Source organism: uncultured Methylobacterium sp. (assembly GCF_964244095.1).
In the GTDB taxonomy this organism is placed as follows: domain Bacteria; phylum Pseudomonadota; class Alphaproteobacteria; order Rhizobiales; family Beijerinckiaceae; genus Methylobacterium.
Genome location: NZ_CAXTHR010000120.1, coordinates 1 through 12,718, shown reverse-complemented (window position 1 = coordinate 12,718; position 12,718 = coordinate 1). Strand labels below are relative to the sequence as shown.

Below are 12,718 nucleotides of genomic sequence, written 5' to 3'. Positions count from 1 at the left end.
GCGCGAAGGCCGCGGTCTTGCCGGTGCCGGTCTGGGCGATGCCGCAGAGGTCGCGGCCCTCCATCGCGGGGCGGATCGCCTGCGCCTGGATCGGGGTGGGGGTGTGGTAGCCGGCCTCTTCGAGCGCCTTCAGCACGGGCTGGGCGAGGCCGAAATCGGTGAACTGGGTCAAGGGGGGACTTCCAAGGCAGCAGGATCGCGCGCGGGCCGGGGCTCTGTCGAGCGGCGCCGCTTGGGATGGGGATTGCGATCCGTAGAGCAGGAGGCTGCCCGCGTGATGGGGCGGCCCGGGTGCATGCACGTTATGAAGAGAGGGGCCCGGACATTCGGAGAGGCGCAAAGCGCCGTCCCGCGTATCCGTCACGCAGCCCTCTCAAGCGGACCCGTCTGTCGGCCGCTGACGCTGCACCTGCGCTATGCGCTTTCGCGGGTGCGAAGTCAACGTGGTCCCATCCGATGCTGCATTGCGGGATGGACCGCGCGGCACGGGCAGTGCAGCGTCGGAGGATGCCATGCCGCATCCCCGCGCACACCGTCCCGAAGCGGACCGGCTTCGCCCCGTTTCGGGAGCGCGGCTCCGTGCGCCCACCCGGCGGCCGCGGATGATCGCGCGCCACACCACGATCTATCTCGGCTCGCGCGGGCTCGCCGCGGCGATCAACCTCGGGTCGGTGGCGGTTTTCACGCGGCTGGCGCCGCCGGAGAGCTACGGCACCTATCTCTACATCCTGTCCTGGGCGCTGGTGCTCTACGGCGCCACCTGCCAATGGCCGAAATTCGCGTTCTTCGCCCTCTACGACGAGGCGAGCGAGGGCGCGCAGGTGGGCACCGTGGTGCGCATCCTGCTCTGCACCCTGGCGCTCGCGGCGCTCGGCAGCGGGCTCGCGGTGGCGCTCCACCTCGTCCCGCCGCGGATCGCGGCGGCGATCGTGGCGCTGGCCTTCGGCACCACCCTGTTCGAGGGCGCCACCGAGATCGCGCGCACACGGCTCAAGGCCGTCCCGGTCGCGCTGTCGGTGGTCCTGCGCGGGGTGCTGATCCTCGGCCTCGGCAGCGCGGTCCTGATGGTCTCGGGCGACGCCGTCCACCTGGCACTCGCGGTGGCGACCGCCTACGGCCTCGCGTCGATCCCGGCGGCGGCGACGGTGGTCCCGCTGATGCCGGGGCGCGGCAACCGGGCGGAGGCGATGCGCCTCCTCGCCTACGGCTGGCCGCTGGTGCTGTCCTTCGGCATCGCCGCACTCGCCCAGGTGGTCGATCGCCTCATCATCGTGAAGACCGTGGGGCCGGAAGATCTCGGCGCCTACGGGGCGATCGCCGACTTCCTCAAGCAGAGCTTCGTCGTGTTCGGCGAGGCGCTGGCCCTGTCCCTGATCTCGATCGCCAAGCGCGAGGCCCGCGACGGCGGCATGGCGGCGGCTCATGCGGTGCTCGCCGACGCCGCCCGGGCGATGGCGCTGGTGGCGGCCTTCGGCGCGGCGTTCTTCCTCAACTTCGACGGCCTCGTCGTGTCGGTCCTGCTCGGGCCGGACTATCGCGACCAGGCGCGGGCGCTCGCCCCGGTGCTGATCCTGGCCAGCATCCTGATGATGTTCCGGGCCTATTATTTCGGGCAGATCATCTACTTCACGCATTCGAGCCGTCTCGAGGCGGTCGCCTCGACGGCGACGCTGGCGACGGTCTGCGTGCTCTCGCTGGCGCTGATCCCGCATCTCGGGGTCGCCGGCGCGGCGATCGCCTTCGCGGCGGGGCAGGCGGCGGCCTGCCTCGTGTTCATCCTCGGCGCGAACCGGCGCGGGTCCGGCCTGCCGGCGATGCCGCTGCCGCTGGCCGACTTCGCCGGCATCGCCGGCATCGCGCTCGCCGCCGGCCTGCTGCCCGCGATGATCGGATGGCTGCCGGGGGGGGAGGGCGGGGCAGCCCGGGCGCTCCGGTTCGCCGTGCTGGTCGCGGGCTTCCTCGCCGCCGTCTGGCGCTACGACGCCGTCGGCATCGCCGGGGCCCTGCGCCGCCGGTTCGGGCCGGTCGCCGGGTGAGCGCGCCCGGCCCGACGGCGGCGCTGCCCGGCGGCCTGTTCGCCGCCCTGCGCCCGCTCGATCCGGGCTCGGCCCCCGTCGCGGCGTGGCGCGCGCTCGGGGCAGCGGCGCTCGTTCCCAACCCATTCTACGAGGCGGACTACGCGCTGCCCGCGGCGGGAGCCTTCGGCGACGGGGTGCGGCTCATGGTCGTCGCCGACCGGCCGCCGGACGAGGCGGGCGCGCGCCTGCTCGCCCTGTGGCCGTTCCGGGCCTCGCGCACCCGCTGGGGCGTGCCGCTCGCCGTGCTCGTCGGCTGGACGCACGGCTTCTGCCCCCTCGGCGTGCCCCTGCTCGCCGCTGCCGAACCGGAACGCGCCCTCGACGGGCTGCTCGCCGCGCCGCGGGCGCTCGGGCTGCCGCAGCGGCTGCTGCTGATGAACGCACCCGCCGACGGTCCCTTCGCCAGCCTCCTGGCATCGCGGCGGCGGCGCGCCGCGTACTGGCCGCACGCCCGCGGCCTCCTCGACCTCGACGGGCTGACGCCGGAGGCCCGCGCGCGCTACCTCGCCCACATGGGCGCCAAGCGCCGGCGCAAGGTCCGGCTCGGGCGCGAGCGCCTGGAGGCCGGCGGCGCGGTCGTCGTGGAGAGCGTGACCGAGTCGGAGGCGCTGATGGCGGCGCTCGACGACTACGTCGCCCTGGAGACCGCCGGATGGAAGGGCCGGGCCGGCACGGCGTTGGGCCAGCGCCCGGCGGAGGCCGCCTTCCTGCGCGGGATGGTCGCAGCCTTCGGCGCGCGCGGGCGCCTGCGCATCGTGCGCCTGCGCCGGGACGGGCGGACGCTCGCCGCCGCGATCCTGCCGCGGGTCGGCGACACGGCGTTCGTGCTGAAGATCTCCTACGACGAGGCGGAGGCCGCGGGCGCGCCGGGCGTCCAGCTCGTCCACCGCCTCACCGAATCCGTGCTCGGCGCGGACGACCTCCAAAAAATCGATTCCTGCGCCGGCCCCGATTACCGCCTCGCCGAGATGTTCTGGACCGGGCGGCGGGCGATCGCGCACCTGCTGATCGAGGCCGGCCCCGACCCGCTCTTCCCCGTCGCCTGCGCCCTGGAGCGCGCCCGCGAGGGCTACGCCGGTTGGCGGGCGGGCCGGCGACGAACCCGGATGATTTGACGCATCGCTCCACGCAATCCGGACAGGGCGCGCCGGACAGGGCGCGGGTCCCCTCACGGCTGCGCCGCGGGCGTCCGCTCGCGCGCCCGCGCCAGGGTCCGCCCGAGGCGCTGGGCCATCTGCGCGCGCAACGCCTCGGCGACCTCGATGTCGACGACGCGCCAGGTCCAGCCGCGCAGGCGCAGGCGCACCCGCAGTTGCTCCGCCCGCGGCGCGTCGGGCGGCACGGCGATCACCGCGGTGCGGAAGCCGCGCATCTCGGAGGCGAGCCAGAACGGGAACAGGCGGCCGACGCGGTCGAGGCTCAGGCCGGCGGTCCGGACGCCGGCCGGCCTCTCCAGGTCGAGGCTCTGCGGCCAGCCGTCGTCGAGGAGGTCGAGCACCGTCTCCGCCGTCACCATCGATTCGGCGAGCGCCAGCGCGACGCCGACGGCGGCCTCGTTGAGCCGCTGGCGATCCTTCGGATCGAGGTCGGGATCGGTCTCCGCGGCCGTGCGCAAGGCCGCGGTGGTCTGCCGGACGAGGGAGAGGCGCAGCGTCCGGAAGTTGACGTGGCCCGTGACGTAGCCGGCATCGCGCGCCGTCACCGCCCGGGCGAGGCCGTAGAGCGACCACAGCGGCGTCAGCGTGAAGGCGAACCAGCCGAACACCGCCACGAGGGGGATCGCCAACCAGCGCATGGTGCGCCTATCGCCGTCCGGAGGCGCTCAAGCGCCGGCCGACCATCGGCCGAGCGGCGCGAAGGCCGCGACCACGCCCGCGTAGACCGGCCGCTTGAACGGGACGATCAGCCCGGGCAGTTCCGAGAACGGCGCCCAGCGCCACGCGTCGAACTCGGGCCGGTGCGCGCCGCCGCCGGGGCGCTCCACGTCGATCTCGGCGTCCGAGCCGAGGAAGCCGAAGGCGAACCATCGCTGCGTCTGGCCGCGGTAGCGGCCCTGCCAGGCCCGCTTCGTCACGGCGGGCGGCAGGTCGTAGGACAGCCAGTCCGGTGCCTCGGCTAGCAGCCGGACGGACGCCGCCGCGACGTTGGTCTCCTCGTGAAGCTCGCGCAGGGCCGCGGCGTGCGGCGCCTCGCCGTCGTCGATCCCCCCTTGCGGCATCTGCCACGCGCGGGTGCCGGCGACGGGCTCGGGCCCCGCATCCCGGCGGCGGCCGACGAAGACCAGCCCGGCCCGGTTGATCAGGGCGATCCCGACGCAGGGACGGTAGGGCAGGTCTTCGGCCGGCTCTCGCGATTCGGTCTCGGTCTTCATCGGGCGGGACCATAGGGCAGGGGCGAGCACCCCGGCAACGCGCGTCGGGGGTGGTCAGGACAATCGGGTGAAACCCGATTGTCCTCGTTCCGGGCGCGAAGAGCGCCCCGCGGAGCGGGCTTTGCAGGACGACAAGTCCTGCAAGGGATCGAGCGGAGCGATAGCCAAGGCCGCGGATGCGGCCGCCGGCGCTTGAGGCTTAAGCCAAAGAACACAGGGCAATCGGGTGAACCCGATTGCCCTGTGGCGGTCAGTCCGCCTTCGTGACCCGCGTCGCCGCCTTCGCGCTCCGGAGCGCCGCGCTCACCGGCACGAGGCGGATGCCGCGGGCGTCGAGGTCGCGGCTCCAGCGGGCGATCCGCTCGATGCTCATCGGCTGGGCGCTCGCCGAGGCGAGGGCGAAGCCGTTGGCGCGGGCCTGCGCTTCGAGCCGCGCGAGTTCGCGGTCGATCGCCTCGGGGCGCGGGACGGCGTCGAGGACGATCTCGGCGCGCGCCGTGGGCACCCTGGTCCTTGCGAGGAGGTCGGCGGAGGCGCCGCGGGCCGCGGTGCCGTCGTCGAGGAAGCCGAGCCCGCGGGCGGCGACCTCGCGCAGCACCGGCTCGAAGGCTGCCGGATCGGCCATCAGCTTGGCGCCCATGAAGTTGGCCACGCCGACGTAGCCGGAAAACCGGCTCATCGCCCAGGCGAGCCGGTCGGCGTTCTCGGGGCCCTTGGCGGCGGTGAGCAGACCTTGCGGCCCGGGATCGCTATCGGGATAGTCGAACGGCTCCATCGGCGCCTGGAGCAGGATCTCGTGGCCGAAGGCGCGGGCGCGGGCGGCGCTGCGCTCGGCATCGGTGCCGTAGGGGGAGAAGGCGAGGCTGATCGCGGGCGGCAGCTTGACGATCGCGCTCGCGGTCGCCGCCTGCCCGACGCCGAGGCCGGTGAGCAGGATCGCGATGCGCGGGCCGGTGCCGGGCTCCTCGGGCCGGGCGTAGACGTCGAGGGGGCGGATGCGGCCCTCGCCGATCTTGGGCAGGGTGCCATGGCGGCCGCGCTCGGTCAGGCGCGGATCGGGGGCGGGGCTGAGCTTGGCCGCGTCGGGGCTCGGCACGCGGATCACCACGGCCTCCGCGGGCGCGGCCGACCCGCCGGCCCGGACCACGGTGACGCCCGAGGCCGTCTCCACCTCCGCGGCGCTGCTCTGGAGCTTCGGCTCCGGCTCGGCCGCCGCGACGGGCTCGGCGGCCTGCGGGCGCGCGGCGGCGGGAAGCGCCTCGCGCTGGGTGATGGCGACGCTGACGCGCGGCTCGCCCGCCTTGGGATCGCCGAGCAGCAGCACCGAGCCGAGGCCCGCCAGCGCAAGGCCGGCCATCCCACCGGCGACGACGCGCGGCGAGCTGCCGAGCGCGCGCAGCCGGGCGAGCCCCGCCCCGGCGCCGGCTTCCGGCACGTCGACCCCGAGGGGGCGCGTCAGGATATCGTCGGAGGACTCGCTCACCGGCCACTCGGAACGGGGCGTTCCGGGAATCGCCGGTCTCGGCGAAGCGGAACCCCGCCGTCATTGCCGGCCGACGCGGTTAATTTTTCCGTAATGTCGGGCGGCGCGCGGCGCCATCCGTGCCGGGGCCGGATCGCTCATGGGAAAACCCCGCCCGGCTTTCGCCGGACGGGGCTTCGTAGACCGGGGCGGATGTCGCGAGCCGATCAGTTCGGCACGGTCGGCTTCTGGGTGTTGGCGGCGCCCTTCTGGATGCCGTGCAGGAAGTCGAGGGCCGCGGTGAGTTGCTTGTCCTTGGCCGGGTCCGGGGGCACGTAGGCCGAGGAGCCGCCGCGCTCCTCCACGTCCTTCTGCTTGAGGTGGCCCTTCAGGCCGGCCTCGCCCTTGGTCTCGTCCTTGCCCTTGAGCTCGTCCGGCACCTCCTGCAGCACCTCGACGTCGGGCTCGATGCCCTTGGCCTGGATCGAGCGGCCCGACGGCGTGTAGTACCGCGCCGTGGTCAGCCGCAGGGCGCCGCTGCCGCCGAGCGGGATGATCGACTGCACCGAACCCTTGCCGAAAGATCGCGTGCCGAGGATCGTCGCGCGCTTGTGGTCCTGGAGCGCGCCGGCGACGATCTCGGAGGCCGAGGCCGCTCCGCCGTTGACGAGCACCACCACCGGCTTGCCCTTGGCGATGTCGCCGGATTTCGCCGAGAAGCGCTGCGTCTCGTCGGGGTTGCGGCCGCGCGTCGAGACGATCTCGCCGCGGTCGAGGAAGGCATCCGACACCATCACCGCCTGGTCGAGCAGGCCGCCGGGGTTGTTGCGCAGGTCGAGCACGTAGCCCTTGAGCTTGTCCGCACCGATCTCGCCCGAGAGCTTGTCCACCGCCGTGCGCAGGCCGTCGTAGGTCTGCTCGTTGAACTGCGTCAGGCGGATGTAACCGATGTCGGCAGCCTCGACGCGGGAGCGCACCGGCTTGATCTTGATCACGTCGCGGTTGAGCGTGACGTCGATCGGGTCCTTGGCCTGCTTGCGGCTGATCTTGAGCCTGACCGGTGAGTTCACCGGGCCGCGCATCTTGTCGACCGCCTGATTGAGCGTCAGGCCCTGGACCTGGTCGTCGTCGATCTGGGTGATGATGTCGTTGGTGAGCAGGCCCGCCTTCGAGGCCGGGGTGTCGTCGATGGGGGTGACGACCTTGATCAGGCCCTCCTCCATCGTCACCTCGATGCCGAGGCCCCCGAACTCGCCCCGCGTCGTCGTCTGCATGTCGCGGAACGCCTTCGCGTCCATGTAGCTCGAATGCGGATCGAGCGAGGTGAGCATGCCGTTGACGGCCGCCTCGATCATCTTGGCCTCGTCGGGCTTCTCGACGTAGTCGGTGCGGACCTTCTCGAACACGTCGCCGAACAGGCTGAGCTGGCGGTAGGTCTCGGCCGAGGCCGCGACCGCGCGCGGACCCGACAGGAAGTCGGTCTGGGTGGCCACCATCGACGTGCCTGCCCCCAGGAACGCGCCGAGCATGATGAGGGACGTCTTGCGCATTATCCGCGGACCTTCTCGCTGGGGCCCTTGGCCCACCAAGGCTCCGGATCGATGGAGCCGCCGTCCTTCTTGAACTCGACGTACAGGATCGGATCGCCGCCGTCGCCGTTCGTCGCCGGCTCGGCCGCACGTCCCTCGCCCATGTTGCCCACCGGTTCGCCCGCGAGAACGAACTGACCGACCTCCACCGAGATCCGGTCCATCCCCGCCAACAGCAGATAGTAGCCATCGCCGGCGTTGATGATCAAGAGTCGTCCGTAGGAGCGGAACGGGCCGGCGAACTGCACCCACCCGTCGGCAGGGGATGACACGACGGCGCTGGCCCGGGTGCCAAGCGAAATGCCGCGCGTCATCCCGCCGTTGTCGTCGGGCTGGCCGAAGCCGCGCAGCAGCCGGCCGCTGACCGGGCGGGGCACGTCGCCGCGCGCGTCGGCGAATTTCACCTTCGGCGCGAGCTTGGCGGGGTCGCGGATGCCGGCGGCCGCGAACCGCTCCTGCGTCGCCCGCGCCTCGCGCTGCTCGGCCGCCTTCGCCTCGTCGGCCGAGCGCCTGGCGGAGGCGACCTCGACCTCCATGCGCTCGACCAGCTCCTTCAGGCTCCTGGCCTGGTTGCCGAGGTCCGTTGCGCGGGTGCGCTCGGCGGCCAGCCCGCCCTCGGCCTCGGCCTGCCGGATTTTCCGCGCGGCGACCAGGGCGGCCAGGCGCTGCTGCTCGCGCGCCCAGCCGGCGAGGTCGTTCTGCAGGCCCTGCCGGTCGGCGGCGATCAGCCCGCGCAGGCGCACCAGTTCGCCGAGGTCGGCGGCGAGCGTGTCCACCTCGCCGCGCATCTCGGGCACGACCGCGCCGAGCAGCATCGAGGTGCGGATCGCCGTCAACACGTCCTCGGGGTTGACGAGCACCGCCGGCGGCGGGCGCCGGCCCATGCGCTGGAGCGCGGCGAGGATCTCCGCGATGACGCCGCGCCGGGCCTCGAGCGAGCGGCGGATTGCCGCCTCGCTTCCCGACAGCGTCCTCAGGCGTTCCTCCAGGCGGCTCATCCGGTCCTCAGTCGCTTGGGACTGGCGGCCGGCGTCGAGGAGCGCCGCGTCGAGCTTTGCCCGGTCGCCGCCGATATTCGCGATCTCGGCCTCGAACTGCGCCCGCGCGCCGACGCTCGCGGCCAGCGCGTCCTGGACGCGCTTCAGGGTCTCGGCGCGGCGGTTGCGCTCGTCCTGCGCGCGCCGGATCGTCTCGGATTCGGCGGTCGCCTCCTGCGCCCGCGGCAGCGTCGGCGGCAGGCAGGCGAGGGCGAGCGCGGAGCCGGCAAGAACACGTGCGATGACCGGCCTCATGGCGTCCGTCCGGCGGCTCCGTCGATCGTCCCGAGTCTCGCTCCGCATTGCGGCGCACGCGAGGCGCGGGGTCGCCTCACGCATCCGCGTCGCCGCGGTGATACGGGTGGCCGGCAAGGATCGTCAGGGCACGGTAGAGCTGTTCCAGCGCCAGCACGCGCACGAGGCCGTGCGGCAGCGTCGCCGCGCCGAAGGACAGGGTGAGGTCGGCCCGCGCCCGCACCGCGCCGTCGAGGCCGTCGGCGCCGCCGATGGCGACGACGAGCGCCGGCCGGCCAGCATCGCGCCAGGCGCGGATGCGCTCGGCGACGCGCGCGCTCGGCAGGTCGGCGCGCCCGCGCTCGTCGTAGGCCAGGAGCACGCCACCGGCCGGCACCTGCGCCAGCAGGCCGGCGGCCTCCTCGGCGCAGCGGTCGGGGGCGCGCCGCGCCCGGCTCTCGGCGAGTTCGGCGATGTCGCAGGCGGGACATCCAAGGCCGCGCCCGAGCTGGGCGGCGCGCTCGCGATAACGCGCCGACAGGTCGCGCTCCGGACCATTCTTGAGGCGCCCGACCGCGGCGACGAGGAGACGCAACGCGCGAAAAAGTTCAGCCGGCGAGCAGGGCCGTGGGCCGGTCGGCGCCCCACATCTTCTCGAGGTTGTAGAAGCCGCGCACCTCGGGCCGGAAGATGTGCACGAGGATGTCGCCGGCATCGATCAGCACCCAGTCGCAGGCCGGCAGGCCCTCGACGCGGGCGGCGCCGAAGGACCTGGCCTTCATCTCCTGCGTGATGTGGTCGGCGATCGAGCCGACATGGCGCTGCGAGCGGCCGGACGCGATGATCATCGTGTCGGCGATCGAGGTCTTGCCGGCCAAATCGATGGCGATGGTCTCCTCGGCCTTCATCGTGTCGAGGCACCCGAGCACGAGCGTCCTCAGGTCGTCGACCCTGGCCAGGGCGGCGGTGTCGGAACCCGCGGTTCCCGTGTGGAGCGTCTCGGACAGCGTCCTGATCCCTCGGATTGTCGGCAGCGGCGGCGCGCGCGTCCGTTTAACCTCCGACAGTGCCGGGTTCCGGCCGGCATTTCAAGGTTCTCCCGCGCCGTCCCGCGCATCGCGGATCTGCGTCGAGGAGAGGCCGGAGCGTGGGCCGTGCAGGTAGACCCAGGCGGGTGGGGCCCTGTCGGGCAGTGCGGCGGCGGCGGCTTCCGGCATCCGGGCGGCGGAAAACCGCAGCGCGGCGCGGGCGTTCGGGGCGGTCAGCGTGTGGCCGGGCCGGTCGATCACCGCGATCGGCATCAGGCCCATGATCTCGGCGGCGCCCTTCCAGCGGTGGAAGCTGGCCAGCGAATCCGCGCCCATGATCCAGACGAAGCGGAGGCGGGGCCGGCGCCGCACCAGCCAGCGCAGAGTGTCGCGGGTGAAGCGCGCGCCGATCGCGGCCTCGAATCCGGTCACCGCGATGCGCGGATCGGCCCTCGCGACCGCGGCGGCCTGCACGCACCGCTCGCGCAGCGGCGCGATCGGGCGGCCGCGCTTCAGCGGGTTTCCGGGGGTGACGAGCCACCACACCCGGTCGAGCCCGAGGCGCCGGAGCGCCGTGACGCTGACATGCAGGTGCCCGGCATGGGCCGGATGGAACGAGCCGCCGTAGAGCCCGATCCGCATCCCCGGCGCGGAGGGCGGCAGCACGGCCTCACGCACGGCCGGCGGTCACGGCCGCGTCTGGCCGCTGCCGTGGACGCGGTACTTGAAGGTGGTGAGCTGCTCGACGCCCACCGGGCCGCGGGCGTGCATCCGGCCCGTGGCGATGCCGATCTCGGCGCCGAAGCCGAACTCGCCGCCGTCGGCGAACTGGGTCGAGGCGTTGTGCGCCACGATCGCCGAATCGACCTCGGCGAGGAAGCGCGCGGCCTCGCCCGCATCCTCCGTCACGATCGCGTCGGTGTGGTGCGAGCCGTAGGTCTCGATATGCTCGATCGCGGCGTCGAGGCCGTCGACCACGCGGACCGAGATGATCGCGTCGAGGTATTCGGTGCGCCAGTCGGCCTCGGTCGCGGCCGTCACGCGGCGGTCGGCCGCCTGCACCGTGGCATCGCCGCGCACGGCGCAGCCGGATTCCAGCAGCGCCACGACGAGGGGCGCGAGGTGGGTCCCGGCGCAGGCGCGGTCCACGAGCAGCGTCTCGGCGGCGCCGCAGATGCCGGTGCGGCGCATCTTGCTGTTGAGCACGATCGTCCGCGCCATGGCGAGGTCGGCGCCGCCCGCGACGTAGACGTGGCAGATGCCGTCGAGATGGGCGAAGACCGGCACCCGCGCCTCGGCGTGGACGCGCTCGACCAAGCCGCGCCCGCCGCGGGGCACGATCACGTCGATGCAGCCGTTCAGCCCTGCGAGCATGGCGCCGACGGCGGCCCGGTCCCGCGTCGGCACGATCTGGATCGCGTCCGCGGGCAGGCCGGTGGCCGCGAGGCCGGCGCGCATCGCCTCGGCGATGGCCACGGCGCTGCGGTGGCTGTCCGAGCCCGCGCGCAGGATCGCGGCGTTGCCGGCCTTGAGGCAGAGCGCGCCGGCATCCGCCGTGACGTTCGGCCGGCTCTCGAAGATCACCCCGACGACGCCGAGCGGCACGGCGATGCGCTCGATCAGCAGGCCGTTGGGCCGCTCGAAGGCCGCGACCTGCCGGCCCACGGGATCGGCGAGCGCGCCGACCTTCCCGACCGCGTCGGCGATGGCCGAGAGCCGGGCGTCGTCGAGGGTGAGCCGGTCGATCAGCGACCGCGGCTGGCCCGCGGCCTCGGCGGCGGCCACGTCCCGCGCGTTCTCGCGCAGGATCGCCGCGCGCTCCGCCCGCAGCCGCTCGGCGACGGCGCGGAGCGCCACGTCCTTGGCCTCGGCCGAGGCCAGCGCGAGCTTGCGGCCGGCCGCGCGGGCGCGCCGGCCGATGGCGGCCATGCACGCGGCGAGGTCGTCGGCGTCAGCGTCGGATCGCAGGGTCAGGACGGGCACGGGCATCACCCCAGGGTCGGCGGCCTCTCCCGAGCCGCCCGCGGACCTCGTGCGTATCTGCCTCTTCGCGAGCCGCGAAACAAGCGCGGCCTCCGGACGTCGGACCCGGTCCGGGATCGCCGCCGGGGTTCCTCAGAACATCGCCAGGTCGTCGCGATGCACCATCCAGGCCCGGCCCGGATACGTCAGCAGGTCGGCGATCTGCGCGCTCGGGCGGCCGAGGATCAGCGCGGCCTCCGCGCTGTCGTAGCCGACGAGGCCGCGGCCGAGCACCCGGCCGGCGCGGTCCCGGATCAGCACGGCGTCGCCCCGGCCGAAGCTGCCCTCGACGCCGCAGACGCCGACCGGCAGCAGGCTCGCCCCGCCTTCGAGGGCGCGCGCCGCGCCGTCGTCGACCACCAGCGTGCCGCGCGGCTCCAGCGAGCCGGCGATCCAGGTTTTTCGCGCGGCCGTAGGGGTGGAGGCCGACAGGAACCAGGTGCAGCGCCCGCCCGCGACGACCTCGCGCAGCGGGTTCTTCCCGCGCCCGTCGGCGATGATCATGTGGGTGCCGCCCGACACGGCGATCTTGGCGGCCTCGACCTTGGTGCGCATGCCGCCCCGCGACAGCTCCGAAGCCGGCCCGCCGGCCATCGCCTCGATCTCCGGGGTGATGCGCTCGACCACCGCGAGGTGGCGCGCAGCCGGGTCGGCGTTCGGCGGCGCGCTGTAGAGCCCGTCGATGTCGGAGAACAGCACCAGCACGTCGGCGCCGATCATCGTGGCGACGCGGGCGGCGAGCCGGTCGTTGTCGCCGTAGCGGATCTCGGAGGTGGCCACGGTGTCGTTCTCGTTGACCACCGGGACCGCGCGCATCTCCAGGAGCTTGAGCACGGTCGCCCGCGCGTTGAGGTAGCGGCGGCGCTCCTCGGTGTCCTGCGGCGTCACCAGGATCTG

General features: G+C 73.8%; 13 protein-coding genes. 2 read left to right on the top strand and 11 right to left on the bottom strand.

The features are described 5' to 3' along the window. The coding region (locus ACFE86_RS16900) for a DEAD/DEAH box helicase (RefSeq protein WP_375456492.1) at positions 1-172 on the bottom strand (172 nt) is incomplete at its 3' end. A gap of 430 nt (positions 173-602) precedes the next feature. Between ACFE86_RS16900 and ACFE86_RS16895 the strand changes: the two genes are divergently transcribed. Both ACFE86_RS16895 and ACFE86_RS16890 read left to right on the top strand, forming a co-directional pair. Further along, positions 603-2,036, top strand: coding sequence for a lipopolysaccharide biosynthesis protein (locus ACFE86_RS16895; protein ID WP_375456490.1), 1,434 nt, complete (start codon positions 603-605; stop codon positions 2,034-2,036). Continuing rightward, entirely contained in the window at positions 2,033-3,193 is a 1,161-nt protein-coding gene (locus ACFE86_RS16890; protein ID WP_375456489.1) for a GNAT family N-acetyltransferase, read from the top strand. The genes ACFE86_RS16895 and ACFE86_RS16890 overlap by 4 nt, the downstream gene beginning before the upstream one ends. Before the next feature lie 53 nt (positions 3,194-3,246). On the opposite strand, the gene ACFE86_RS16885 is transcribed toward ACFE86_RS16890, so the two are convergent. The 10 genes from ACFE86_RS16885 to proB all read right to left on the bottom strand — a co-directional run. Continuing rightward, on the bottom strand, positions 3,247-3,873 hold the full coding sequence (locus ACFE86_RS16885) for a DUF2939 domain-containing protein (RefSeq protein WP_375456488.1): 627 nt from the start codon (positions 3,871-3,873) through the stop codon (positions 3,247-3,249). Between the two features lie 27 nt (positions 3,874-3,900). After that, on the bottom strand, positions 3,901-4,449 hold the full coding sequence (locus ACFE86_RS16880) for an RNA pyrophosphohydrolase (RefSeq protein WP_375456487.1): 549 nt from the start codon (positions 4,447-4,449) through the stop codon (positions 3,901-3,903). A 250-nt stretch (positions 4,450-4,699) separates the two neighbouring features. Continuing rightward, positions 4,700-5,932, bottom strand: a complete 1,233-nt coding sequence (locus tag ACFE86_RS16875) for a divergent polysaccharide deacetylase family protein (RefSeq protein ID WP_375456486.1) — start codon at positions 5,930-5,932, stop codon at positions 4,700-4,702. Positions 5,933-6,138: 206 nt separating this feature from the next. Then, on the bottom strand, positions 6,139-7,461 hold the full coding sequence (locus tag ACFE86_RS16870; protein ID WP_375456485.1) for a S41 family peptidase: 1,323 nt from the start codon (positions 7,459-7,461) through the stop codon (positions 6,139-6,141). Then, positions 7,461-8,792 (bottom strand): murein hydrolase activator EnvC family protein, encoded by a 1,332-nt coding sequence (locus ACFE86_RS16865; protein ID WP_375456484.1) that lies wholly within the window; start codon positions 8,790-8,792, stop codon positions 7,461-7,463. Before ACFE86_RS16865 ends, ACFE86_RS16870 begins: the two co-directional genes overlap by 1 nt. 76 nt (positions 8,793-8,868) lie before the next feature. Further along, entirely contained in the window at positions 8,869-9,366 is a 498-nt protein-coding gene (rlmH, locus tag ACFE86_RS16860; protein WP_375456483.1) for a 23S rRNA (pseudouridine(1915)-N(3))-methyltransferase RlmH, read from the bottom strand. Positions 9,367-9,379: 13 nt separating this feature from the next. Further along, positions 9,380-9,700, bottom strand: a complete 321-nt coding sequence (gene rsfS, locus ACFE86_RS16855; RefSeq protein ID WP_375456482.1) for a ribosome silencing factor — start codon at positions 9,698-9,700, stop codon at positions 9,380-9,382. A 159-nt stretch (positions 9,701-9,859) separates the two neighbouring features. Continuing rightward, entirely contained in the window at positions 9,860-10,477 is a 618-nt protein-coding gene (locus ACFE86_RS16850) for a nicotinate-nucleotide adenylyltransferase (protein ID WP_375456481.1), read from the bottom strand. Between the two features lie 9 nt (positions 10,478-10,486). Further along, on the bottom strand, positions 10,487-11,782 hold the full coding sequence (locus ACFE86_RS16845) for a glutamate-5-semialdehyde dehydrogenase (RefSeq protein WP_375456491.1): 1,296 nt from the start codon (positions 11,780-11,782) through the stop codon (positions 10,487-10,489). Positions 11,783-11,914: 132 nt separating this feature from the next. Next, positions 11,915-12,718, bottom strand: an 804-nt coding sequence (gene proB / locus ACFE86_RS16840) for a glutamate 5-kinase (RefSeq protein ID WP_375456480.1), incomplete at its 5' end; no start/stop codon positions are given.

Bases quoted from the DNA above. Each gene is read 5' to 3' on its own strand.
- ACFE86_RS16895 (WP_375456490.1), top strand. From the start codon at position 603: ATGATCGCGCGCCACACCACGATCTATCTCGGCTCGCGCGGGCTCGCC.
- ACFE86_RS16870 (WP_375456485.1), bottom strand. From the start codon at position 7,461: ATGCGCAAGACGTCCCTCATCATGCTCGGCGCGTTCCTGGGGGCAGGC.
- ACFE86_RS16885 (WP_375456488.1), bottom strand. From the start codon at position 3,873: ATGCGCTGGTTGGCGATCCCCCTCGTGGCGGTGTTCGGCTGGTTCGCC.
- ACFE86_RS16865 (WP_375456484.1), bottom strand. From the start codon at position 8,792: ATGAGGCCGGTCATCGCACGTGTTCTTGCCGGCTCCGCGCTCGCCCTC.
- ACFE86_RS16880 (WP_375456487.1), bottom strand. From the start codon at position 4,449: ATGAAGACCGAGACCGAATCGCGAGAGCCGGCCGAAGACCTGCCCTAC.